At 58.2% G+C, this 23,915-nt stretch carries 26 protein-coding genes; 16 read left to right on the top strand and 10 right to left on the bottom strand.

All coding sequences use genetic code 11. From position 1 onward, the window contains the following. Positions 1-6 precede the first annotated feature (6 nt). The 5 genes from rpsR to ACR0AI_RS05090 all read left to right on the top strand — a co-directional run bounded on the left by rpsR (position 7) and on the right by ACR0AI_RS05090 (position 3,386). Positions 7-234 (top strand): 30S ribosomal protein S18, encoded by a 228-nt coding sequence (rpsR, locus tag ACR0AI_RS05070; protein ID WP_005608650.1) that lies wholly within the window; start codon positions 7-9, stop codon positions 232-234. A 12-nt stretch (positions 235-246) separates the two neighbouring features. Beyond that, complete coding sequence (gene rplI / locus ACR0AI_RS05075) at positions 247-867, top strand: 50S ribosomal protein L9 (protein WP_170640804.1); 621 nt, start codon at positions 247-249, stop codon at positions 865-867. A gap of 149 nt (positions 868-1,016) precedes the next feature. Continuing rightward, positions 1,017-1,502 carry a transglycosylase SLT domain-containing protein gene (locus tag ACR0AI_RS05080; RefSeq protein ID WP_480672076.1) on the top strand — a complete coding sequence of 162 codons (486 nt, stop codon included), beginning with the start codon at positions 1,017-1,019 and terminating at the stop codon, positions 1,500-1,502. Between the two features lie 220 nt (positions 1,503-1,722). Next, the gene (locus ACR0AI_RS05085; RefSeq protein WP_209253982.1) at positions 1,723-2,424 is read left to right on the top strand and encodes an autoinducer binding domain-containing protein; all 702 of its coding nucleotides are present in this window, start codon (positions 1,723-1,725) and stop codon (positions 2,422-2,424) included. Positions 2,425-2,531: 107 nt separating this feature from the next. Continuing rightward, on the top strand, positions 2,532-3,386 hold the full coding sequence (locus tag ACR0AI_RS05090; protein WP_480672078.1) for an acyl-homoserine-lactone synthase: 855 nt from the start codon (positions 2,532-2,534) through the stop codon (positions 3,384-3,386). Between the two features lie 94 nt (positions 3,387-3,480). On the opposite strand, the gene tig is transcribed toward ACR0AI_RS05090, so the two are convergent. The 3 genes from tig to ACR0AI_RS05105 form a co-directional block, all read right to left on the bottom strand. Then, entirely contained in the window at positions 3,481-4,812 is a 1,332-nt protein-coding gene (gene tig, locus ACR0AI_RS05095) for a trigger factor (protein WP_480672377.1), read from the bottom strand. 184 nt (positions 4,813-4,996) lie between these two features. After that, entirely contained in the window at positions 4,997-6,121 is a 1,125-nt protein-coding gene (locus ACR0AI_RS05100; protein ID WP_480672080.1) for a porin, read from the bottom strand. 308 nt (positions 6,122-6,429) lie between these two features. Next, a complete protein-coding gene (locus ACR0AI_RS05105; RefSeq protein ID WP_480672082.1) occupies positions 6,430-8,073 on the bottom strand; it encodes an NAD(P)H-hydrate dehydratase in 1,644 nt (547 codons plus the stop codon). A 169-nt stretch (positions 8,074-8,242) separates the two neighbouring features. On the opposite strand from ACR0AI_RS05105, the gene ACR0AI_RS05110 reads away from it, so the two are divergent. From ACR0AI_RS05110 to ACR0AI_RS05130, 5 genes are all read left to right on the top strand, one after another. Next, complete coding sequence (locus ACR0AI_RS05110) at positions 8,243-8,581, top strand: P-II family nitrogen regulator (protein ID WP_170325301.1); 339 nt, start codon at positions 8,243-8,245, stop codon at positions 8,579-8,581. Positions 8,582-8,614: 33 nt separating this feature from the next. After that, positions 8,615-10,021 (top strand): type I glutamate--ammonia ligase, encoded by a 1,407-nt coding sequence (gene glnA / locus ACR0AI_RS05115; RefSeq protein WP_170374049.1) that lies wholly within the window; start codon positions 8,615-8,617, stop codon positions 10,019-10,021. Positions 10,022-10,124: 103 nt separating this feature from the next. Then, positions 10,125-10,769, top strand: a complete 645-nt coding sequence (locus ACR0AI_RS05120) for an MSMEG_1061 family FMN-dependent PPOX-type flavoprotein (RefSeq protein WP_480672085.1) — start codon at positions 10,125-10,127, stop codon at positions 10,767-10,769. 63 nt (positions 10,770-10,832) lie between these two features. Continuing rightward, positions 10,833-11,624: a lytic murein transglycosylase gene (locus ACR0AI_RS05125; RefSeq protein ID WP_170676472.1), complete on the top strand. Its 792-nt coding sequence runs from the start codon at positions 10,833-10,835 to the stop codon at positions 11,622-11,624. A gap of 199 nt (positions 11,625-11,823) precedes the next feature. Continuing rightward, positions 11,824-12,720, top strand: coding sequence for a hypothetical protein (locus ACR0AI_RS05130; RefSeq protein WP_480540898.1), 897 nt, complete (start codon positions 11,824-11,826; stop codon positions 12,718-12,720). Between the two features lie 36 nt (positions 12,721-12,756). Here ACR0AI_RS05130 and ACR0AI_RS05135 read toward each other — a convergent pair whose 3' ends face one another. Then, the gene (locus tag ACR0AI_RS05135) at positions 12,757-13,500 is read right to left on the bottom strand and encodes a heme-dependent oxidative N-demethylase family protein (RefSeq protein WP_480672087.1); all 744 of its coding nucleotides are present in this window, start codon (positions 13,498-13,500) and stop codon (positions 12,757-12,759) included. A 124-nt stretch (positions 13,501-13,624) separates the two neighbouring features. On the opposite strand from ACR0AI_RS05135, the gene dddP reads away from it, so the two are divergent. Next, positions 13,625-14,968 carry a dimethylsulfonioproprionate lyase DddP gene (gene dddP / locus ACR0AI_RS05140; RefSeq protein WP_480672089.1) on the top strand — a complete coding sequence of 448 codons (1,344 nt, stop codon included), beginning with the start codon at positions 13,625-13,627 and terminating at the stop codon, positions 14,966-14,968. 4 nt (positions 14,969-14,972) lie between these two features. On the opposite strand, the gene ACR0AI_RS05145 is transcribed toward dddP, so the two are convergent. Beyond that, positions 14,973-15,164 carry a hypothetical protein gene (locus ACR0AI_RS05145; protein ID WP_170553041.1) on the bottom strand — a complete coding sequence of 64 codons (192 nt, stop codon included), beginning with the start codon at positions 15,162-15,164 and terminating at the stop codon, positions 14,973-14,975. A gap of 216 nt (positions 15,165-15,380) precedes the next feature. Between ACR0AI_RS05145 and ACR0AI_RS05150 the strand changes: the two genes are divergently transcribed. Next, the gene (locus ACR0AI_RS05150) at positions 15,381-16,595 is read left to right on the top strand and encodes a bifunctional alpha/beta hydrolase/OsmC family protein (RefSeq protein WP_480672091.1); all 1,215 of its coding nucleotides are present in this window, start codon (positions 15,381-15,383) and stop codon (positions 16,593-16,595) included. 12 nt (positions 16,596-16,607) lie between these two features. On the opposite strand, the gene ACR0AI_RS05155 is transcribed toward ACR0AI_RS05150, so the two are convergent. From ACR0AI_RS05155 to ACR0AI_RS05170, 4 genes are all read right to left on the bottom strand, one after another. After that, entirely contained in the window at positions 16,608-16,952 is a 345-nt protein-coding gene (locus ACR0AI_RS05155) for a hypothetical protein (RefSeq protein ID WP_480672093.1), read from the bottom strand. Between the two features lie 9 nt (positions 16,953-16,961). Beyond that, positions 16,962-17,519: a hypothetical protein gene (locus tag ACR0AI_RS05160; protein WP_480672095.1), complete on the bottom strand. Its 558-nt coding sequence runs from the start codon at positions 17,517-17,519 to the stop codon at positions 16,962-16,964. 140 nt (positions 17,520-17,659) lie between these two features. Beyond that, on the bottom strand, positions 17,660-18,247 hold the full coding sequence (locus tag ACR0AI_RS05165) for a biotin transporter BioY (protein ID WP_170553029.1): 588 nt from the start codon (positions 18,245-18,247) through the stop codon (positions 17,660-17,662). A 72-nt stretch (positions 18,248-18,319) separates the two neighbouring features. Next, positions 18,320-18,748: a DUF6314 family protein gene (locus ACR0AI_RS05170; protein WP_480672097.1), complete on the bottom strand. Its 429-nt coding sequence runs from the start codon at positions 18,746-18,748 to the stop codon at positions 18,320-18,322. A gap of 117 nt (positions 18,749-18,865) precedes the next feature. Here ACR0AI_RS05170 and purB point away from each other — a divergent pair, with 117 nt between their 5' ends. From purB to ACR0AI_RS05190, 4 genes are all read left to right on the top strand, one after another. Further along, a complete protein-coding gene (gene purB, locus ACR0AI_RS05175; protein WP_480672099.1) occupies positions 18,866-20,170 on the top strand; it encodes an adenylosuccinate lyase in 1,305 nt (434 codons plus the stop codon). Between the two features lie 174 nt (positions 20,171-20,344). Then, positions 20,345-20,893, top strand: coding sequence for a tetratricopeptide repeat protein (locus ACR0AI_RS05180; RefSeq protein ID WP_480672101.1), 549 nt, complete (start codon positions 20,345-20,347; stop codon positions 20,891-20,893). Between the two features lie 77 nt (positions 20,894-20,970). Beyond that, on the top strand, positions 20,971-22,056 hold the full coding sequence (locus ACR0AI_RS05185) for a flagellar motor switch protein FliG (protein WP_480672103.1): 1,086 nt from the start codon (positions 20,971-20,973) through the stop codon (positions 22,054-22,056). Positions 22,057-22,140: 84 nt separating this feature from the next. Continuing rightward, positions 22,141-23,064: a lysophospholipid acyltransferase family protein gene (locus tag ACR0AI_RS05190; RefSeq protein ID WP_480672105.1), complete on the top strand. Its 924-nt coding sequence runs from the start codon at positions 22,141-22,143 to the stop codon at positions 23,062-23,064. Here the strand turns inward: ACR0AI_RS05190 and ACR0AI_RS05195 are convergent, their stop codons facing one another. Then, complete coding sequence (locus ACR0AI_RS05195) at positions 23,065-23,766, bottom strand: DUF1223 domain-containing protein (RefSeq protein WP_480672107.1); 702 nt, start codon at positions 23,764-23,766, stop codon at positions 23,065-23,067. It lies immediately after the preceding gene. Between the last annotated feature and the right edge of the window lie 149 nt (positions 23,767-23,915).

The following is a 23,915-nucleotide window of genomic DNA, read 5'->3' on the forward strand; positions in this document are numbered from 1 at the left end:
TAAACCATGGCCGCAAAACCATTTTTCCGCCGCCGCAAGGTCTGCCCGTTCTCGGGTGAGAACGCGCCGAAAATCGACTACAAAGACACCCGTCTGCTGCAGCGCTACATCTCTGAGCGCGGCAAGATCGTACCTTCGCGCATCACCGCCGTTTCGGCGAAAAAGCAGCGTGAACTGGCCCGTGCTATCAAGCGCGCCCGCTTCCTCGCCCTGCTGCCCTACGCTGTGAAGTAAGGAGAGACTGACATGCAAGTTATCCTTCTGGAACGCGTTGCGAAACTGGGTCAGATGGGCGACGTCGTTGACGTCAAGCCCGGCTACGCCCGCAATTTCCTGCTGCCCCAAGGCAAAGCCCTGAGCGCATCGAACGCCAACATCGCGTCGTTCGAAGCCCAGAAAGCGCAGCTTGAGGCTCGCAACCTGGAAACCAAGAAAGAAGCTGAAGCCCTGGCTGAAAAGCTGGACGGTCAGCAGTTCATCGTGATTCGCTCGGCATCGGATGCTGGCGCCCTGTACGGCTCGGTCACTCCGCGTGACGCCGCAGACGCAGCGACCGAAGCGGGCTTCACCGTCGACAAGAAACAGGTCGTTCTGGTCGCTCCGATCAAAGAACTGGGCCTGCACGCGGTTGCAGTTCGCCTGCACCCCGAGGTTGAAGTCGAGATCAAGATGAACGTTGCTCGTTCGGAAGAAGAAGCCGAGCTGCAGGCATCGGGCAAATCGATTCAGGAACTGGCTGCTGAAGAAGAAGCCGCTGCTGAATTCGAAATCGCCGAACTGTTTGACGACATCGGCTCGGCCGCGTCGGAAGACGAAGATCTGGCGCCCGAGGCCGCTCCGGCGGACGAAGACGAAGCCAAAGCCTGATCTGGCTGACGCAACAAGATTGAAGGGCTGCGCCACTCGCGCGGCCCTTTTTCGTATCGGAACCAGCAAAATTCAGCCAAATTTTAAAGCTAAGGTTGCAGCAAGACCCGTGATCCATATGATCGCCACCTGAAGTTCGGAGTAGTTTGATGGCCCTATTCTCTCGTCGCAGCATCATCGCTTTCCTTGCCCTGTCTACCCTCGCCGCGTGCAGCGGTGCCGAGGTATCACGCGGTGACCCCGATCCCTACGATCCGCCGCTCTACCCCAACGAAACGCCCGAGCTAAGGGCCTCTATCAACAAATGGGCCGATCACTACGAACTCCCCCGAGAGCTGGTCCACAAACTTGCGATACGCGAAAGCACGCACAGGCCATGGGCTGTAAACCGGCCGTATTACGGGCTTTTGCAGATCCTGCCCGCTACCGCACGTTCGATGGGATACAAGGGAAATGCCCAAGGTTTGCTGGACGCAGACACAAATCTTGAATACGCGGGCAAGTACCTGAAAGGTGCTTGGATGCTGGCGGACGGAGATCAACAACGCGCGATTTTCCTTTACGCCAAAGGGTTTTACCCCGAAGCAAAGGCGCGCGGCATGCTTGTTGAAACGGGGTTACGAGCCGCGCCCTAGGCCCTGAGCGCTGTTAGCAGTTTGGGCAAAATAGTGACAAAAATGCTCTACAGTCTGAAACAACACGCCAAAAGCTCAGACATTTCCTGCATTGACTTGTCATGTTTTGAATTATGTGATGTCCTGATTGCCGTGAGGTAAGTTGGGTTCCACTCTAGGTAAATTGCAAGTCCGGCCACACCACCGGACTTCAAGATAAGCCGCAGGTCGTAGGCGAAAGATGGAGATCGTTGATCTGAGCACTCTGCCGGACTCAGAAACTCGGTACACCGAGTTTCTAAAGCAGGTGTGCGAAAAACACGATATGGATCACGCCGCCTATGCTGGAATGAACCCCGCTGCTGGCACAGTTGCTGGTTTCGTTACCTATGATGATGCCTGGAACGAGCATTACCAGAAACAAGGTCTGGTCATGATTGACCCGACACTTCACATGGCGAAACGCAGCATCGCCCCCGTTGATTGGAGCCGTCTCGAACGCAGCCCCGACTTCCAACGGGTGTTCCGCGATGCGCATGATTTTGGCTTGTCAAATCAGGGCGTTACAATACCGGTTCGCGGCCCTTACGGGGATATCGGGTTCCTAAGCGCGACAAGGGATTGCTCCAAGGAAGAATGGCGCAAGCTGTACACCCATGTAATTAGCGATCTTCAGTCCATGGCCGTGCATATCCATGACAACGTGGTGACCTCGGATGAGCTGACAGGTGCGCTCTATCATCCCAACCTCTCGACCCGCGAGGCCGAGATCCTGCAATGGGTCGCGGCCGGGAAATCACAGCAGGATATTGGCGACATCCTGTCGATCTCGCACCGCACGGTCGAGGTTCACCTGCGCTCCAGCCGCGAAAAACTCAGCGCTTTGACGACGCCACAGGCCGTTGGACGAGCGATTGCGATCGGGCTTATCACCCCGGGATAAACACAAAAATCACACAATTCGGCCAAAATACGGGAAACCCCCAATAGAAATCTCCCTTCAAACAGGTAACGATCGGTTTACCGAACAACCACTCGAAGGGGGAAACCATGATCATCGTAGTAGATGGGCTGAACAGACACCAATTCAGCGACGTTCTTGACGAAATGTTTGAACTGCGCGCGCGCGTTTTCGGCGATCGCTTGGGCTGGGACGTCAAAATCGAAGACGGCAAAGAGATTGATGAATTCGACCATCTGGATCCTGCATACGTAATCGGCCTCGACGACGGGGGGAATGTCGTCGCAGCCGTGCGTGCACTGCAGACCACCGGACCGCACATGTTGTCGGACGTGTTCTCGGCCATTCTGGATGGCGAACCCCCGATCCGCAGCGCGACCATGTGGGAATCCACCCGCTTCTGCGTCGACACCCAACGCCTGAACCGCGGCAAAGACAAGAACTCGGTTTCTTACGCAACCTGTGAGCTGATGATCGGCTCGCTGGAATATGCCAAGAACGCCGGTATTCAGGACATCATCACAGTGATTGATCCAATCATGGATCGGGTGCTAAAGCGCTCGAACTGTGCGCCGTACGACTATGTGGGTAAAACCGTGCCCATGGGTAAAGTCTCGGCCCTTGCCGCCCTTCTGGATTGCACCGACGAACGCATCGACGCCATTCGGGACTTTGCCGGCATCAAAACCGATGTCTTCCTGGAAGAAGACAAGGCGCTCGAGCTGTTCAACAGCAAGAAGCAGGTAGATCTGAACCCTGCAAATCGCGACCACAAGCCGCTCACAGAGCTTGAGAAATACTTTGTGGAGCAGATGAACGCAGCGCGGAATGAGGCTGAACGGCAAGACGTTCTGAGGCTCATCGAGACGCTCTCCAACACCTTCACGCCAGAGCAGAAGACCGCTCTGTTACATACCCCCCGTGCTTTTGCTCATGAGGCCTGACCCCCTCACCTCATAGTACAAAGCCACCCTAGCGGAGTCGCCCTGATCAGGCGGCTCCGCTTCTATTTTGGCGCCCCGAAAGGGGGCAAGAGGATTATTCCTCTTCCAGTGCCTCAACGGCTTTTTGAAGGTCGTCCTTGCTGACTTCTTTGTCAGAGACCTGAGCCAGTTCGAACACGTAGTCGACGACCTTGTCTTCGAAGATAGGCGCGCGCAGCTGTTGTTGCATCTGAGCGTTCTGCTGAACGAACTCAAAGAACTGACGCTCCTGGCCCGGGTACTGACGCGCCTGGTTCATGATCGCCTGAGTCATCTCAGCATCGGTAACTTCTACCTCGGCCTTCTGACCCAGCTCTGCCAGCAGCAGGCCCAGACGCACGCGGCGTTCGGCCAGTTTGTTGTGCTCATCCGAAGGCTCGATCTCGCCGTGGTCGTGACCTTCCACATCCGGGTTTTCCTCGTGGAACAGCTGGTGTGCGATTTGCTTGGCTTCGGCTTCAACCAGCGACGGAGGCAGGTCGAACGACACTTTGGTGTCCAGCGCGTCGAGCAGACCACGCTTCATGACAGCGCGTGCGGCACCGGAATATTCGGCTTCCAGACGCTCGGAGATCTGACCCTTCAAAGCTTCCAGATCCTCGGCACCGAATTTGGTTGCCAGCTCGTCGTTGATCTCGGCTGCAACCGGCTCTTTCACTTCTTTGATGGTACAGGTGAAGACAGCTTCTTTACCGGCCAGATGCTCGGCACCGTATTCCTCGGGGAAGGTAACGTTGACGTCTTTTTCTTCCTCGGCTTTCACACCAACCAGTTGCTCTTCGAAACCAGGGATGAAGCTGTTGGAGCCCAGAACCAGCGGGTAGTCTTCGGCCGAGCCACCTTCGAATTCTTCGCCATCAACCTTACCGACAAAGTCGAACACGATCTGGTCGCCATCCTTGGCTTTCGAACCCTTGCGGCGCGCTTTGAAGTCCTGCGCGGTTTCAGCCAGGTTGTTCAGCGCTTCTTCTACGGCTGCGTCGTCTGCTTTGACGACCAGCTTTTCCAGCTCAACCGATTTCAGGTCAACCTCGGGGATTTCAGGCAGCGCCTCGTAGGACATCGCGACCTCGACATCGTCGCCTTCTTTCCAGTCCTCGTTGGTCATCTTGACCTCGGGCTGCAGCGCAGGGCGGTCGCCGCTGTCTTCAAAGTGCTTGTTCATCGCACCGTCGATGGTTTCCTGCATGGCTTCGCCCAGCAGACGCTGGCCAAACTGCTTTTTCAGCAGCGCCATCGGCACTTTGCCTTTGCGGAAACCCTTCATCTCTACTTCGGGCTGCGCTTCGGTCAGCTTCTCGTTGACCTTGTCGTCCAGCTCGGCTGCGGTCACAACGATGTTGTAGCCGCGTTTCAGACCTTCGTTCAGCGTCTCGGTAACCTGCATTATGGTAGTCCCCATAGGATTCGGGGCGCGCAAAACGGCGCGCCGGGCAAATTTGACGCCTTCTATTTGCCCAGCCGCCCACGTGCAAGGGGGCAATGCCCGGATCACCCCGGTTTTACCGTCTTCAACAGCAAAAAAACGCCCCAGCTGGAACCGGAGCGTTTTGTGAAACATCTATCGCTGATCAGAACTGCCAGCGCGCGCCCAAGACCCAGGCTTCGTTCTTGTCGAACGACGTCCCATCTTCGAAATCGTGGTTGCGGTATTTCAGGTATGCATCCGTGTTGATCGAGTCGATCCGCTGCACGACAGCAATACCCCATGCTTTGGTGTCCGACCCATCGTTGTTGAAGTCTGAGCCATCGTAGTAGTCGATGCCCACACCGGTTTTACCCCAGGCCACCCAGTCGCCCTCGTATGCTATTTTTGCGTACCAGAAGCTCGGATCCGATGCGCCACTTGCAGTGTCGTCCCGCGACCCTGCAGCAGCGGTAAAGCTGAATCCGCTGGGCAGCAGAACCGAGGCAGACCCTATGGTATCCTTGCGCTCACCCGATACATTGTCGAAATCTCGCACGGCATAGGCCACGCTGGCAGCAAACTCGACGCCACCGGCAAAGGTGTTGTTGTACGCGATCGCAAAGTCGTAATACGTGTCATCGTCGCTGCTGGAGAGCGCGTTTTCACCATAGGCGACAGCTGCACTGAACCCGTTGAAATCAGGCGTATCGTAGCGCACGCGCGTCCGGCGGCCACCGTCAAAGTTGCTGCTGGAGTCACCGACCGTAATGTCGCTGAGTACCCCATCGGTTCCGCGATAGAAGAAGCCCGAGTTTTCATCGTTGGTGAACGAATAGAGCGCCGTTCCAACATAAGACAAGTCCGTCTCAGCCGCCCCGTCCGAAGCCATGCTGCCCTGCCCCGCCGAGAACTTGCCGTAGCCTCCCTTCAGCGCAAAATCCACGTGACGGATGTCTTCCCGCGTCCAGCCGCTGAAATCCGTGCCCAGCTGGTTCCATTCGCTCGAGTTTGGCAGCCCTAGTCCGGTTTCGAGCCGAAACGTAAATTCGTTGCTGCCGTAGGGCTGCATAAGGCGCAAGCCGACACGGCTGTTGGACAGGTCGTTGTCCAGCAAACGTGTCTCGGTGTCTTGTCCGTCGTCAACAGAGATCAGCGCCGGGTTGAACTGCCCGTAGAGCTCTACATATCCGCCGCTATTGTTTTCGTATTTCAGCTCAGCCGCAGCTGGAATGGCCGTTGTCGCCGCCAAAAGCGCCGCAACAGACGAGGTTTTCAGGTTAAGGGTCATGTCACTCACCTTGAAAGGGTTAGTTATTAGGTCTTGCTCACATGTTCACCACACCGAGCCGTTCCAATGGGGCGCGCCCTACGCCGAAAGAAGGTGACGAATCCGCAACAGAATATCTTGGTTCAATCAAGATAAGTTGTTTTAATTCAATCACCTAACTGCCTTCCCGCAAAAACAACGGGCTGCCCCCAAGAAAAATCCGACAGCTTCTCATGAGCGCAGCAAATAGCCGCTATGCGCACAGGGAAATTCCTGTAACGAACGCGCGATCAGATGTGATTTTCGCATCCCGATCGCGCAAGACGCGCTTACATATTCATACACTTATAAACATCAGGCAAGACCTCAGGCAGGTCTTCAGCGATTAATCCGGGACCGAACCGACGCGCGCATTCCACATGAAGCCACGCCGCCGTCTCCGCCGCGCCCATCGCGTCGAACCCCCGAGCCAATAATCCGGTGACGAAACCGGCCAACACATCCCCGGACCCAGCCGTCGCCAGCCAAGGGGCCGCGCGCTCATACTGCGCCGAGTGGGCCGAACACCGCCCGTCAGGGGCGGCGATCACCGTATCTGGCCCTTTGAACAGCACGACACAGCCGGCGCGCTTTGCAGCCTCACGCGTTGCATCGACCTTGGAGAACGCCGGTCCTCGGGTCGGAGGGGCCGAGAGCTTCTCCGCAATATCAGGAAACAGCCGCGCAAACTCGCCGCCGTGAGGCGTCAGAACACACGCCTCATGTAGCTGAGGGAACAAGGCCGAGGGGTCTTCGGCAAATGCCGTTAGCGCGTCCGCGTCCAACACCGTTGCGCGCTGCGCCGCGAGGGCAACAGGCGCCAGCTCCGCCGCCCGCTCAACACCCATTCCAGGACCAAGACACACAGCGTTAAGTCGATGATCCGTCAGAATTTCGCGCAGGTCGTCGCTCCCTTCGACCCGCTTCATCATAAGGGCCGTGATCTGAGAGGCCACCTCCATCTGCGCTGAGGGCGGAACACCCAATGTCACCAACCCTGCCCCAATCCGTAACGCCCCCCGCCCCGAAAGTCGCGCGGCTCCGGTTTTTCCAAACCCACCCGTCAGAATCAAAGCATGCCCATGCGCGTATTTGTGGCCTGGCGCCCCCTTCCCTAACTCCTCGCCAGACGGCCGCTGAACCGCTATCACCACCTCGGACGCGCTCGGCTCGACCCTTAGCCCGATATCCTTAACGACCAGCTTCCCGCAATAGGACGCCCCATCCTCCAGTACATGCCCAAGTTTGCGCGAATGAAACGTGACCGTAAGGGCCGAGTGGGCACACCTCCGACCATGTGCCGGAAACGCACCCCCCAATACCTTCCCCGAATCCGAGCAAAGCCCCGAGGGCAGATCAATCGCGACCGTCCGCGGTGGCACGATATCTGTACCGCACCCCTGCTGCCGCAAAGCCCAGGCATCTGCTGCATCATCATGCGCCCAAAGGTGTTCCCAAAGCGCAGGATCGTCGATTGGCCGGGCCAACCCGGTCCCAAACAGCGCATCAATCGACACATCCGGGTGGTGCAAATCCTCGCCCCCCAAATCCGCCGCCGCGCGTTTTGGTCCACCCCACCGCTCATAGTTCGTCCGCGCGTCCTCAGGCAGTTTTGACGGGTCGCCAAACAAGACCACCTCAACCGCCCACCCCCGTTGTCGAAGCAGCCGCGCCACCACAAATCCGTCGCCTCCATTGTTCCCAGGCCCGCACAGCACCATGGCTCGCAAGGGATCCCCTTCATCTGGCCTTAAATATCCCGGGGAGCTCGAGGGGCTGGCCCCTCGATCCCTCAGCTCTGGCCATTCCTCGAAGATCGCGTCCACAACGCCCTGACCGGCGCGCTCCATCAACTCCAGCCCGGTCACCTCGCCCGAGTCAATGGCCGCCCGTTCCAGCGCACCCATCTGCGCAGCCGTCAGCAAATCAACCATCTCAAATCCTCACGCGATTCAATTTCGATTACTTTTTGCGCAAACCGATCAAAATTTAACCAGCCGCCTTTTTTCGATGCATCAGATCACGCCGAACCGCGCAATCGGATTGCTGCATCCCTTTAGACGTGATCACTGCACCTCAGACAACCATGCAAGGTGAGCCGGAATGAAAAAGATCGAAGCGATCATCAAGCCGTTCAAACTGGACGAAGTGAAAGAGGCACTGCAGGACGTTGGTGTCCAGGGTCTAAGCGTGATCGAAGTCAAAGGCTTTGGCCGCCAGAAAGGTCACACCGAGCTGTATCGCGGCGCAGAATATGTCGTCGACTTTCTGCCCAAAGTAAAAGTTGAGGTCGTTTTGGACGACGATCAGGTTGACGCCGCGATCGAAGCCATCGTCTCGGCCGCGAAAACCGACAAGATCGGTGACGGCAAGATCTTTGTCTCGCCTGTCGAGCAAGCCATTCGCATTCGTACCGGCGAGACCGGTTCGGAAGCCCTGTAACACACCCATCTTCAACTCAGAGGAAACAAGAGAATGAGCAAGGACGCAGTTCTTCAGCTGATCAAGGAAGAAGGCGCAGAGTACGTCGACATCCGGTTCACCGACCCGCGCGGCAAACTTCAGCACGTAACCATCATGGCCGACCAGGTCGATGAAGACTTCCTGGAAGAAGGCTTCATGTTCGACGGTTCGTCCATTGCGGGCTGGAAGTCGATCGAAGCGTCGGACATGAAACTGATGCCCGACACCGAAAGCGCCTATGTCGACCCGTTCTATGCGGAAAAGACCATCTGCTTGCACTGCTCGATTGTTGAGCCCGACACAGGCGAAGCCTATGAGCGTGACCCGCGCGGCACCGCTCAGAAAGCTGAAGCTTACCTGAAATCCTCGGGCATCGGTGATGTAGCCTACATGGGCCCAGAGGCCGAATTCTTCCTGTTCGATGATGTCCGTTTCTCGAACAGTATCAACAAGGTATCTTACGAAGTTGATGCAACCGACGCATCGTGGAACACCGACACCGAGTACGAGATGGGTAACATGGGCCATCGTCCCGGCGTCAAGGGCGGCTACTTCCCCGTGAACCCAGTTGACGAAGCACAAGACCTGCGTTCGGAAATGCTGTCGACCATGAAGCGTCTGGGCATGAAAGTTGACAAGCACCACCACGAGGTTGCGTCCTGTCAGCACGAGCTGGGCCTGATCTTTGACAGCCTGACCAAGCAAGCCGACGAGCTGCAGAAGTACAAATACGTCATCCACAACGTTGCACATGCCTACGGCAAATCGGCCACCTTCATGCCGAAGCCGATCGCAGGTGACAACGGCACCGGGATGCACGTGAACATGTCGATCTGGAAAGACGGCAAACCCCTGTTCGCTGGCGACAAATACGCCGACCTGTCGGACGAAGCGCTTTACTTCATTGGCGGTGTTCTGAAGCACGCGAAGACTCTGAACGCATTCACTAACCCGTCGACCAACAGCTATAAGCGCCTGATCCCGGGCTTCGAAGCACCTGTTCTGCGCGCCTACTCGGCCCGTAACCGTTCGGGTTGTGTCCGTATTCCGTGGACCGAAAGCCCGAAAGCAAAGCGCGTCGAGGCTCGCTTCCCTGACCCAGCCGCGAACCCCTACCTGGCGTTTGCTGCACTGCTGATGGCTGGTCTGGACGGCATCAAGAACAAGATCGATCCGGGCGAAGCCATGGACAAGAACCTGTACGATCTGCCTGCCGAAGAACTGGCCGACATCCCGACCGTTTGCGGTTCGCTGCGTGAGGCTCTGGAAGCCTTGGCGTCCGATCACGACTTCCTGCTGCAGGGCGACGTGTTCACCAAAGACCAAATCGACGGCTACATCGCACTGAAGATGGAAGAGGTCGAAACCTACGAGCACACACCGCACCCGGTAGAATACGGCATGTACTACAGCTGCTAAGCCGGTTGCAGACCTACCATTTCAAGGGCGTCCATTCGGGCGCCCTTGTCTCATATGGCGTGATCTTTCAAACTGGTTGTCAAAACAGGTTGGGAGAAAGAGCATGTCACCCGATGACCCGTTCGCGCAATTCACCGAATATGTGACCTCGGCGGAACAGCTTGAAGGCATCACCGGCGCGCCATTGCCTCAGATCATCGCAAAGGAACTGTCGGCTCTGGATCAGATGTGCCGGGACTTCATCGACAGGTCCACTTTCTGCCTGATCGCATCAGCCAACCCGGACGGGTATCTCGATATCTCTCCGCGTGGCGACCCCGAAGGCTTCGTGCATGTCATCTCGGACCAGATGCTCGCCATCCCAGACCGCCCCGGCAACAAACGCGTCGATACCTTTCACAACGTTCTGAAAGACCCACGCGTCAGTGTGATCTTCTTCGTCCCCGGCAAGATGGAGACGCTGCGCCTTCGCGGTACGGCACGTATCTGTGCCGATGAAACGCTCTTGAGGACCATGGCCATCAAAGGCAAAGCTCCTAAGCTGGCATTGTTGGTCCATGTCGAAACCGCCTTCGCCCACTGCCCCAAATGCATCATCCGTTCCAACCTCTGGCAGCCGGAGAACTGGCCTGACTCCTCGGATCTGCCGAATATGAACGCGATGATGGTCAAACACGCCAAGATCGACAGAACGCCTGATGAATGGTTCGAAGACCTCAAGCAAGCAGGTGAGTTGGACCTGTATTAAACCCTTTGCGAAGCAAGAACTGGCGTTTAGCCTTGGAGCAGATTGTATGAAGGAATTGACCTGATGTTGCGCATTCTAACCCTGACGCTCGCCCTGTCTGCACCGACGCTTAGTCTCGCGGCCCCCTGTGGGAACACCAGTGCAGGGTTCGAGGCCTGGAAAGCTGATTTCGCAAAGCAGGCCAAGAAATCCGGAGTGAAGAAGAAGGGCCTGCAAGCCCTAGCACAGACGCAATATGCGACCGGAACCATTGCCGCGGATCGAAACCAGAAAAGCTTCAAATACTCGCTGGATAAATTCATGCGCGTGCGCGGTGCCGATACCATCGTAGCGCAGGGCCGCAAAAGGAAGGCCAGAAACCCGGAATTCTACGCCGCGTTAGAACGTCAATATGGAGTTCCAGCCGGGGTTTTGATCGCCATCCACGGTATGGAAACCGGCTTTGGGGGTTTTATGGGCGACAGTCAGGTTGTGTCAGCAATAACCACTTTGGCCTATGATTGTCGCCGATCCGAGTTCTTTATTCCCCATGCAATTGGGGCACTAAAACTGGTCGATCAGGGTAGTATCACCATGGCGACAAAGGGGGCAAAACATGGCGAACTAGGTCATACGCAGTTTCTGCCCGGCAACGCGCTGACCTATGGTGTCGATGCCACGGGGGACCGACGTGTGGACTTCTACAACATGACGGATGCGCTGGCCTCAACCGCCAATTTTCTGCGCAAGAAGGGCTGGAAACCCGGTCGCGGCTACCAGCCGGGGCAGCCAAATTTCAAGGTTATCCAGCAGTGGAACGCAGCCTCGGTCTACCAGCAATCTATCGCTATTATGGCTGCCCGAATCGATGGATAGCCCGGCCGCGTTCCCGCCGCGCGCCCCTCACAGTTCAGCCACAATATCGCCATAGTTGCACGGGAAAAGCCTCAATCGCTTGGTTTCCAAAGCGTAGTCAATCCATCAGAATTTCGTTTTTTTTGCAATTTCGTCAAATTCTGCCCCACATCGCGCTTTAGAATGATGCCCAAGACGACTTGCGGCAAAGGAATGCGCAGTGACCAAAAAGCACAGCTATCATGGCGGCTTGCAGTTTGCAGGCGACACCGACGGCGCGGTCGAGCGTTTCGGAACAATTGTCGCTGCGACCTTAGAAGACTACGGCCACCTCGTTGAGCGCAAGGCCCTGCTAAGCAACACAGAGGCCAGTATCGTCTGCAGCCAGTATCTCGTTCGTTTGACGCTCGAGACCGAGGAGCTGCAGCCCGACGACCGGCATGAGCGCCTGGATCGTGCCGCCGGCCTGAAGACCTTGGTTAGGCCGTCTGCGTCGCGTCCTCGCAACCGTTTGGTTATCAACATCTCCCCAGTGTCCCCCTTGCTGGATGATTCCGAAATCTCGGAGCTGATGCTGGTCGTTATCCTGTATCGCATGGTCGACATCTGCTCATCCCAACGGGTGGAGTGGCTGTCGCCTCACACGGTTCTGACCGTCGAGCAATTCATGAGCGCCTTTGATACGCTCGCGCCGACCAAACCCAGAAATCGCAAACAGATCTTTCAGTCGGTCAGCGGACAGTTTGCAGGTTTGAACTTTCCAGAACCCGAAGAGTCCGAGATTGCCAAACCTACCCCCCGCCCCATCCAACTGACCGATGAGCAATTGCTGAGCATCGCCTTTCGCACCGAAGATGACCCGGTGGCGCAGGCAACGCCTGATCCGCAAGAGGACACTTCCGATCGTCCCAGCGACGCCCTACGGCTGAGCAGCTGGTGCCTGACGGGGGTCGTCGCCAGCATGTCCGCTCCGATTGCTGTGTCGATGGCCGCGGTCAACCTGATCAGGGGTGAGGATTTCCGCCTGAACACTCAGGTTCTGGTCTTTACCTTTGCCATCGTGGCGCTGAACGCCAGCAATGCATTTGCCGATGTCGCCACCGCGCTCGGCATGTAACCCAACTACCGAAGACCCTCCTTGGAGGCCCCGCCATCAGGCGGGGTTTTCCATTTCTGGCACCTGGTTTGCGGCCAGAACGTATGTATGGATCGAAAACACCACTGCCCGCGTTTCCGGCAGGCGCAGAAGGGTCTGACGTTCGCTACGCAAATATGGGGCGCGACCATGATCGCGGATTTCACGCCGATCGCTGGCACTACGGGGCTGGTGCAGCTCGGGGTCGTCGTACCAGAGGGCATTGAACCGCCAGAGCGGTCGCCCCGGTTGTATCCCGTCAAACAGGCGCTGCACACGACGAGCGATATTGTCATCATAGCTGTCCACGGGCACATGAATTCCAACCAACGGCCGCATGAATTTTTCACGCAAGAGCCAACTAGCCGGAAAGCACAGGATCGCACCGGTCAGAACATGCTCATCCCCGTGCTTCTGGAGGATGCAGAAATCCTCTTGCACTAGATTGCACAGCGTATCCAACGGGTTTGCAAAATCAATCGGCACACGAACACCATCCGGGCGCAAGGCGCACTCAGTCGCCTCTGGGTAGGTTTGACGCAGCACAAGCTGTAACAACTCCTGTGCGGCTGGCTCCGCCTCGGGGGACAGGGCCAGAACATCGTCCCGCTGGTTTTTCAACAGGGTAGCGCGGTGTGCCATCTGCGCGGCGAAGGCATCGTCCTGGTGCAACCATTCCGACATACCGATGGGCTGAATGCCTGGCAAGGCACGGGTTTGGCTAGGATCGTATGGGATACTGGACTGTAAAATGGCAACCATGCCATCCACTTACCATCTGCCCGACCGACTGTCGGTAAAAAAGCGACCAAGAATCCGTCGTATTCTTCTGGGACACCCCAGACCGAAGTTTGATACCTCTCGGGTGAACCAGCAGAGGCCAGTCATGAACCAGCACTACCGCGACACGCGTAAAATCGATCCGACCCGAGGAGCAACGCTCGGCGATGGTACGCCGAATGACAATGACCGAATTGAAATCGGGCCCACACAGCTTGCCTTTGAGGAATGGGCCTCGGCTGGGCTGGCCCTGCCCAAGCTCGAGCGTATGCGCGAGCATCGCTGGAAGCGTCTGACCCAAGCCGTCGTGGATCGTGGTTATGGCGGGCTTCTGATTTTTGACCCGCTCAACATCCGCTATGCAACCGACAGCACGAACATGCAGCTGTGGAATACCCACAACCCATTCCGCGCCGTTCTGCTGTGCGCTGACGGGTATATGGTGATCTGGGACTACAAGAACTCACCCTTCCTGTCCGAATTCAACCCGCTGGTGCGCGAGCAGCGCTCGGGCGCGGACCTGTTCTATTTCGACCGAGGCGACAAGGTGGATGTCGCGGCGGATGTGTTCTCGAACGAGGTGCGGGTCCTGATCGAGGAACATAGCGGCGGCAACAAGCGTCTGGCCGTCGACAAGATCATGCTGCACGGTCTGCGCGCGCTTGAGGCGCAGGGTTTCGAGGTGATGGAAGGCGAAGAGCTGACCGAGAAAACCCGCGCCATCAAAGGCCCGGATGAGATCCTGGCCATGCGCTGCGCAAGCCACGCCTGCGAAACAGCCGTGGCCGAGATGGAGAAATTCGCCCGCGCAAATGTTGGGGATGGCAAGACCTCGGAAGATGACATCTGGGCGGTTTTGCACGCCGAGAACATCCGTCGCGGTGGCGAGTGGATTGAAACCCGCCTGCTGGCCTCGGGCCAGCGCACCAACCCGTGGTTCCAGGAGTGCGGCCCACGCATCACCCAACAGAACGAGATCATCGCCTTTGATACTGATCTGGTAGGCTCTTACGGGATCTGCATCGACATCTCACGCACTTGGTGGATCGGTGACCAGAAGCCGCGCCCTGACATGATCTACGCCATGCAGCACGCGCATGAGCATATCATGACCAACATGGAGATGCTGAAACCCGGCGTCATGATCCCTGAACTTACCGCAAATGCGCACAAGCTGGATGACAAGTTCCAGGCCCAGAAATACGGCTGCCTGATGCATGGAGTCGGCTTGTGCGATGAATGGCCTCTGGTCGCTTATCCGGACAAAGCGGTCGCGGGCGCTTATGACTACGCGCTCGAACCTGGCATGGTCCTGTGCGTCGAGGCCGCTGTTGGTGAGGTCGGCGGGGACTTTTCGATCAAGCTGGAAGATCAGGTTCTGATCACCGAAGACGGCTATGAGAACCTGACCAAATACCCGTTTGATGCCCGCTTGATGGGCCTGGAGTAAGCACTCAGTCCGGCCAGGTCGAGCGCCGGACATTCCCGTGCCAATCCTCGGATGGAAGGGCGGCTTCGACACTGGTCGGGGTCGCCCTTTCCCAATTCTGACCCAGTGAAAAGCCCAATACCCCGCTGAGCGCGATAAGGATCAGCAGATCAGCGCGGAGGTTAGGCTGGCGCGGGGTGCATGCCGTATGTGTCATCTCGGTCTCCTTGTCTTGCTTGGTGTGACAGCTGCAAGATGGGGGGAAGAGATCAATTATGAAAACGAATATTTGATGTGTGTATCATCACATTTCGTGAATACCGAAATATTCACTGGTTTTTGCTCACCTTCCCGTGACGCTTCCTACAATGGGGTTGAGACATCCGGCACAACTGCACACTATTGATCCCATACCGAAATCCAAGGAACTGCCATGCCCACCGAACGCATCACTTTTGCCGGTCACGACGGTGGCCGTCTGGCCGCGCGACTCGACATGCCGGAAGGACCCGTCCTGGCGACCGCTCTGTTTGCGCATTGCTTCACCTGCTCTAAGGACATTCCTGCCGCGCGTCGGATCTCGGCCCGTTTGGCGGCAATGGGCATTGCCGTTTTGCGTTTTGATTTCACAGGGCTGGGCCATTCCGAGGGCGAGTTCGCAAACACCACCTTTACCTCGAATGTCGAAGACCTGATCGCGGCCGCGCAGTACCTTGCGGGCCGAGATATGGCCCCTGCATTGCTGATCGGGCATTCGCTGGGGGGCGCTGCGGTTCTGCGCGCGCGGGCGGGCATTCCTTCGGTCAAGGCGGTGGTAACGCTTGGGGCACCGGCCGATCCGGGACACGTCTCGCACCATTTCGAACAGGCCCTGCCTGAGATCGAACACGAGGGAAGCGCCGAGGTTTCTCTGGGCGGTCGCCCCTTCCGCATTGGCAAGGCCTTTGTCGATGATATCTCGGAGGCTGCGCTGACCCCCTCGGTCGCCGACCTGAAGGCCGCGCTTTTGATCCTGCACGCGCCGCGGGATGAGACGGTGAGCATCGACAATGCCAGCACGCTCTTTATGGCAGCCAAACATCCCAAAAGCTTCGTGACGCTCGACGATGCCGATCACCTGATCACGCGGGCAAGCGATGCAGAATATGCGGCTGACGTCATTTCGGCGTGGGTGTCGCGCTATATCGACCTCCGCCCACCTGCCCCGCCTCCGGGCGCACCCGAAGGTGTTGTCCGGGTGACCGAGGCCGATCCCAATGGCTTCCTGCAAGACATCCAGGCCGGACCGCGCCATCATGTCGTCGCGGACGAGCCCGCCTCATATGGCGGCACGGATCGGGGCATGTCGCCTTATGGATTTGTCTCCTCGGGGCTTGGAGCGTGTACGTCTATGACGATCCGCATGTATGCGCGGCGCAAAAAGTGGCCGCTGACCAGTGTGTCGGTGGATGTATGCCACAACAAGGTCCACGCGCAGGATGCCGGGTTGAACGGGGACGCCAAGGTCGATCTGTTTCGCCGCAAGATTCGGCTTGAAGGGCCACTGGATCAGGCACAGCGCGACCGCCTTCTGGAAATCGCCGACAAATGCCCGGTGCATCGCACCTTGGAGGGTTCGGCACATATCACGACCGAACTCCTCCCCTGAGTGTGACGATGCTCAGCCCCGACGAGGCGCGGGCCGATGGATTGGAGGCCGCGCCGCTGGCGGTCGCGCAACCGGAGGCCGCGCAACCGGAGGCCGTGGCCGCGTCGGCGGCTTCGCGATCGGTGGCGTCGGGCGTGCCGGAGGTCTGTTGACCGGCGGCCGGTCCGGCCTGTCCGGGCGGTCGATATCGATATCCACATCCACGTCGTGGTAGTAATCGTTCCACAGCATTGAATCGTAGAAGGGATCATACCCATATCCGACCCCCACGCTGACGCCGTCACAGGCCGCCAGCGTCAGACTTGAAATCCCCAGACCCAAAACAAGAACGGATCGTTTCATCAGTTTACGTGTCATCTGAGCCCCCTATTGCAACGACCGGAACGACGCGAACACGGCGTTCAGATCATCCACATAGGCTGGATCGGCCCCATTGCGCAGGATCGTCACGGCAATCGCAACGCGCCCACGGGGCAGATCAATAATGGTGGCGGTGAAACTCACGCCTCCGTCTCGCGTGCCGGTGCCCCGGATCACCTTGGCGGGCAGCCCTGCAATCCGAGCGTCGCTGGTGCTGGTGACCGTGGGATCATTCACCAGAAACTTGTCGATATCATCCAGATACCGCAGCCCATCCTGAATACTGGCAACTCCGGCCGGCGAGACAAAGCCCATCCAGACCGAGTCATCCGTGACCGGTTTGAACCCCATCACACGCGCCACCGCGCGGGCGTCGCCAAGCTCGGTGTCTTCAATATCGCGTGGCCCGCCTGTACGCAGAACCCAGAAATCCGGCACCGCAAAGCTGAAGAGCGCCCGCCCGGCGTCCGTATAAGTCACCGGAGTATCTGCGGCAGCTGGCACAGCCGCCCCGACCCAAAGGGCCGCGCAGGCCGCCAGAGCCGTCTTTAAACGAATAAGCATATCTCAATTGCCTAATTATTTCACTGTCCGCAGATTGGCCCGTCGCGGCTGGTCTTGTCCAGCACCGCCTTGCCCGGAAAAGAAAAAACCCGCGCCTCGGATCTCGGGGCGCGGGTTTGAATTTCGGCAGGTCTAGGCGCTTAGCTGCGCGCGTCTCCGACCAGTTTCCAAACGGCGGGGATCAGCAGGGCCGCCAGACCCAGCTTGATGGCGTCGCCCAGCAGGAACGGTGTCAGGCCCCATTCCAGGATCGGCTTGTCCCAACCGTAAAGCTGACCCAGCCAGAGCAGGCCCGGTACGTAGATCAGAACGTTGGCCAGCAACAGCGCCAGCGCCAGTTTGGTAACCGAGCGGTCCCAGCCGCGCGCGGCCAGAGCACCCAGAAGAACGGTCGCCATCAAGTAGCCGACCAGATAGCCGCCGGTGCCGCCCATCATGTAGGTCAGACCGAACTTCTCGGCCGAGGAACCTGCGAACACGTCAAAGCCCAGCGCGCCGACCAGCAGGTAGCCCAGCATGGTGATCAGACCCAGACGTGCGCCATAGGCCGTGCCGATGGTCAGGACGGCAAAGGTGCCCATGGTGATCGGAACAGGCCACATCGGCACTTTGATTTTCGCAGCAACCGCCAGGGCCACGATGCCCAGAACGACCAGTACAACCTGCTTTACAAGCAGCGCCGTACCTTCACGCGGGCCAAACGCATTGGCCAGAACGTTTACATTCATCTTAACTTCTCCCAATTCGGACCAAGATTTCTGCACCAGCAATGCCTTGTCAGCGCTTAAACTGCAACATGATTACGCTACCGCAGCATAGTCTGTGGTCATTTCGTAGGATTTTCGCGGCCCATTCACCGTCCATTGCACCGACCAGCGGGGCCAGTCGTGGAAATCATAGACCGCATCGTAACTGTCAGGCGCACAATCATGGTGGTCCGAGGCGTTTTGCGCGCCCAGCGTCAAGGCATGGAAAAACCGCCCGTCGTCAAAATGGATCAACACGCGATGTCCGCCGTCGCGCCATAAATACTTGCGGGTTCCTTTCATCGGAGGCTGTCCGGGGATGTCGAGCGTCACCTCTTCAGTGTAGATCAGCCCGTCCTCGGATCGCCGCAGCTGGGCCTCTCCCTCAGCCTGCACGACCTGCCCGGCTCGCGCATCGTGGATCGTGCGCGTCAGGCGCCAGCGCCCTTCGAAATCGGACAATGTTGTCGGTAAGGTCGTCATTTCCACTATCCCGGCCAGATCGCCGCAATCGGGCACTCATGCCTTGTTCCCATACGCCTGCGGCGTTAAACCCCGCCGCAACGCTCTCTGCCAAATCACAATAAGGTCCTGCTGCCAATGATTCCTCGTTATTCCCGCCCCGAGATGGTTGCCATCTGGTCGCCCGAAACCAAGTTCCGCATCTGGTACGAGATCGAGGCGCATGCCTGCGAAGCCATGGCTGATCTGGGCGTGATCCCGCGTGAAAACGCCGACGCGGTGTGGAAAGCCAAGGACGTGGAATTCGACGTGGCCCGCATTGATGAAATCGAGGCCGTCACCAAGCACGACGTCATCGCCTTCCTGACTCACCTGGCCGAGCATGTGGGCAGCGAAGAAGCCCGTTTTGTGCATCAGGGCATGACCAGCTCAGACGTTCTGGATACCTGCTTCAACGTGCAGCTGACACGCGCCGCCGATATTCTGATCGCAGACCTCGAAGGGTTGCTGGCCGCCCTTAAGCGGCGCGCGATCGAACACAAGAACACAGTCCGCATCGGCCGCAGCCATGGCATCCACGCCGAGCCGACAACCATGGGCCTGACCTTTGCCCGTTTCTACGCCGAGATGGACCGCAACCTGTCCCGTATGCGCGACGCGCGTGCCGAAATCGCCACCGGCGCGATCAGCGGCGCGGTCGGTACCTTCGCCAATATCGACCCGCGCGTTGAAGAGCATGTCTGCGACCAGTTGGGGCTGGTGCCCGAGCCGATCAGCACTCAGGTCATCCCGCGCGACCGCCACGCGGCCTTCTTTGCCACTCTGGGCGTCATCGCCAGCAGCATCGAGAACATCGCCATCGAAATCCGCCACATGCAGCGGACCGAGGTTCTTGAGGCCGAAGAGTTCTTCTCGAAAGGCCAAAAGGGCTCCTCGGCGATGCCGCACAAACGCAACCCGGTTCTGACCGAAAACCTGACTGGTCTCGCCCGTCTGGTCCGTATGGCCGTCGTCCCCGCGATGGAGAACGTGGCCTTGTGGCATGAGCGTGACATCTCGCACTCATCGGTCGAGCGTAACATCGGCCCCGACACCACCGTCACTCTGGACTTCGCGCTGTCGCGCCTGACCAGCGTGATCGACAAGCTGGTCGTTTACCCGGAAAACATGCTGGCCAACATGAACAAGTTCCGCGGTCTGGTCATGAGCCAGCGCGTGCTCCTGGCCCTGACCCAAGCCGGTGTCAGCCGCGAAGATGCCTACCGTCTGGTGCAACGCAACGCGATGAAGGTTTGGGAAGAAGGCAAGGACTTCAAAACCGAACTTCTGGGCGATGCCGAGGTGACCGCTGCCCTCAGCGTGGAAGAGATCGAAGAGAAATTCGATCTGGGCTACCACACCAAGCATGTCGACACGATTTTCGAGCGTGTCTTCGGCGAATAAACCATCCCAGAAAAGCGCCCGGTCCCTCACCGACCGGGCGCTTTTTGCATCATCACGCACTTCGTGAACAAAAATTCTGTCTGCTTTGTGAATAAATCGAAAAGCTCCGGTGTTAGCTTTTTTGAAGATCACACTATGATTTCAATGAGCAGACCTGACCACGGAGTTAAAACTATGCGCATTCTTCTTGCATCCGCGATTGCACTGACCTCTTTCGCCTTTACCCCGATCGCAGCCCACGCGGCCGGTGGTGGCGGTGCCAATCCCCCCAAGCCCACCAACACGACCAAGAAATGCCTGTTCGGCCGGGTCTGGAGCGAAGACCGCGGGCGCTGCGTTAAGCCCAGCGCGACGAATTTCACCGATGAGGACCTCTATGAGGCCGTTCGCGAGCTGGCCTATGACGGTCAGCTGGAAAACGCCCAGAACATCCTGCGCGTCATGAGCGATCAAAATGATGACCGCGTTCTGACCTACTGGGGTTTCACACACCGCAAGATGGGCAACATTGAGCTGGCGAATGCCTATTACGAACAAGCCATCGCGACAAATCCCGACAACCTTCTGGCGCGCAGCTATATGGCTCAGGGCTTTGTTTCCGAAGGGAAAACTGATCTGGCCATCGCCCAATGGCGCGAAATCAAGGCCCGCGGCGGCGAAGGCACCTGGGCCGAGGCGTCTCTGCGCGAGGCCATCAAGACCGGGCTGACCTATAACTACTGAGGTTCAGCCTTTCTTTACCTGATTCCCGCTAATCTGCCTGCGGAACGGAACTTTGGCACCGCAGGCAGATGCAGGACATGAATACTTTGGTTCAGGTGGCACCGGGGGCGCAGCCCTCGGGCACAGGTCAGGCGGACGACGCGCCTCGCGTCGTCCCACGCACACTCAGCAATCGTCAAAAGGCCGCTATCGTGGTGCGTCTGTTGCTGAATGAAGGGGCGGACATTCCACTAGAGGAACTGCCCGACGATTTACAGGAAACTCTCACGCATCAACTGGGTCAGATGGGGCTTGTGGACCGTGTGACGCTGGGCGCCGTGGCGCAGGAATTTGGCGATGCGCTGGATAGCGTGGGCCTGTCCTTCCCCCATGGCCTCGCCGGTGCGCTGGATGCGGTAAACGGCAAGATTGCCCCCGCCACCGCAGCGAGATTGCGCAAGATCGCCGGCGTGCGTCAGATTGGTGATCCGTGGCAAAGACTGCGAGAAATTTCGGCCGAGGATCTGGCCCAGATGGCGCAGGCAGAAAGCACTGAGGTGGCCGCCGTGATGCTGTCCAAGCTCGACACGGCCAAAGCAGCGCAACTGCTGGGGCACCTGTCTGGCCCCATTGCGCGACGCATCACCTATGCGATCTCCAAAACGGCCAATGTGACCCCTGAAGCGGTGGATCGGATCGGCTGGTCGCTGGCTGCTCAACTGGATCAACGCCCGTCGCAGGCCTTCTCCGATGGCCCCGGTGCGCGCGTGGGGGCCATCTTGAACCAATCGGCAGCCTCGACCCGCGATGGGTTGCTGACAGCCCTGAACGAAGAGGATGCCGAATTCGCGGATATCGTGCGTCAATCCATCTTCACCTTCGCGCACATCCCGACCCGTATCGCCACGCGCGATGTGCCCACCATTCTGCGCGGAGTCGAACAGGCCAGCCTTGTCACCGCGTTGACCGGCGCCGCCGCCGATGATGACAAGGCCTCGGTCGAGTTTATCCTCTCCAACATATCTTCTCGTATGGCGGACAATCTTCGCGAAGAAATGGCTGAGCGAGGGCGAGTGAAACAGTCCGAGGCCGAAGAAGCGATGACCGAGATCGTAGGTGCAATCCGCACCTTGGTGGGAGATGGCACGATGACATTGGTCGAGCCGGAAGAAGACGAAGACTGACCTCAACCGGCTGAGTGCTTGAGCTTGCCGGGCCGGGCCTGTATGTCTGACCCAGCAAAACGCAACACGCCGTGAGACACCTCCATGCCTGTCGAAAAGTCAGAGCTCAGCCGGTTTGAGCTTGGGAAATACTATGTCGCCAGTCTGTTCCTGAAAGGCGTGATCGGTGGCATGCGGTTGCTGCCCTATGGAACCCGCATCGCGGCAATGGGGACCTTGGTGCGCGGATTGGCTCCGCTGGTGGGGTTTCGCAAACGGGTCCGAAACAACCTGAAACTCACCTGCCCCGAGCTGTCAGAGCGTGAGATCAACCGTATTTCGGCTGAGGTCTCGGACAATGCAGGTCGGGCCATGATGGAGCACTTCTCGCCCGAAGGGTTTACAGCGCGCCAACGCAACGCCAAGCTGTCCGGCCCCGGTGTCGCCGCTTTTGATACCGCTGCCGCCGAAGGACGACCGGTCATGATTATCGCCGCGCATTTCGGCCACTACCTCGCAACGCGGATCGCGCTGCAGGCCCGCAGCGGGCGCCCCCTGGGCTGCCTCTACCGTCGTATGGCTAACCCCTATTTCAATGAAGCCTATGTCGAAGCCTTCTACAAAACCGGCTCGCCCATGTTCGAACAAGGTCGGCGCGGAATGGTTGAGATGGTGCGCTCCCTCAAAGGCGGTGAAATGATCGCCATCGTGTCAGACCTGCATGTTCACGGCGGCGAGGAGTTGATGTTCTTTGGCAAGCCCGCCGTCACATCCGTTCTGAACGCCGAACTCGCGATGAAGTTCAATGCGGTCATGATCCCCTGTTACGCGGTGCGCCAACCCAATGGCCTGGATTTTGAGATCGTGATGCACGACCCGGTGCCGCATTCCGATCCCAAGACCATGACCCAATATATCAATGACGATTTGGAGCAGATGGTGCGCCAGCATATGGGCCAATGGTTCTGGATTCACCGCCGTTGGAAGGCCTGGAACGGGCTAGGTGTTCAGCCCGAAGATATGCCCTGATCACTTCACATGTGCGGCCGCGATGATTGGCCCGTGACCTGCCTGCTGCACCAAAACAACCGCTGGCAGGTCGGAATCTAACTGCGCTGAAAACGCCTGCTTATTGACCCCATCCCAGCGCCCGACCATCTGCCAGCTTTCCACCACATTGGCATAATCGAGCTCATGGCCCGCAAGCTCACCACGCCGGATCGAGGCATGGCGCAGCGGCGTGTACTGGACGATCCGCACGTCGTAGATATCCCCAACTGGCAAGTCGATCGGCGTCACGCGCACCGTCACCTCTTGCCCCGAACGCTCAGCCTGCACTGCGGCTGTGGGCGCAGCGGTCAGATGCGCCTTGATCAGCCGATCCAATTCCTGCGCCTTCGCGCCCACCACGTCGTGCTGCCCGTTGATCACCATCTGAGGCGTGTAGATCATCGACCGGCCACCATTGCGGGCATAGGCCCGCTGCCGCGAGGTATGATCAGAAATGGCGTATTCGTCCTTCCAGCCGATGTAATCCCAATAGTCCACATGCAGCGCCAGCCCAATCACGTCGTCGCGCTTGATCAGCTCGTGCAAAAGCCGATCCGCCGGGGGGCAGGACGAACACCCTTGAGAGGTGAACAGCTCGATCACAACCGGATCCTCTTGCGCCGATACTGAAAAGGCGGCACAGGCGGATAGAATGGCGGCTGCCAGGGCAGATTTGAACATGAGTCCCCTCGGCTTGAAAATCATGCAAAACGGATAAACGTTTTGCTCTTCAAGCTCCAATCAAGGTTTCTTGAGACGAGGCGGTTCCCTGCCCTTGATTTTGCATACCACAGTATACACTTTCATCTTGTCAGTAACTGACGCTTGAA

The organism is Ruegeria sp. BG3 (assembly GCF_056538485.1).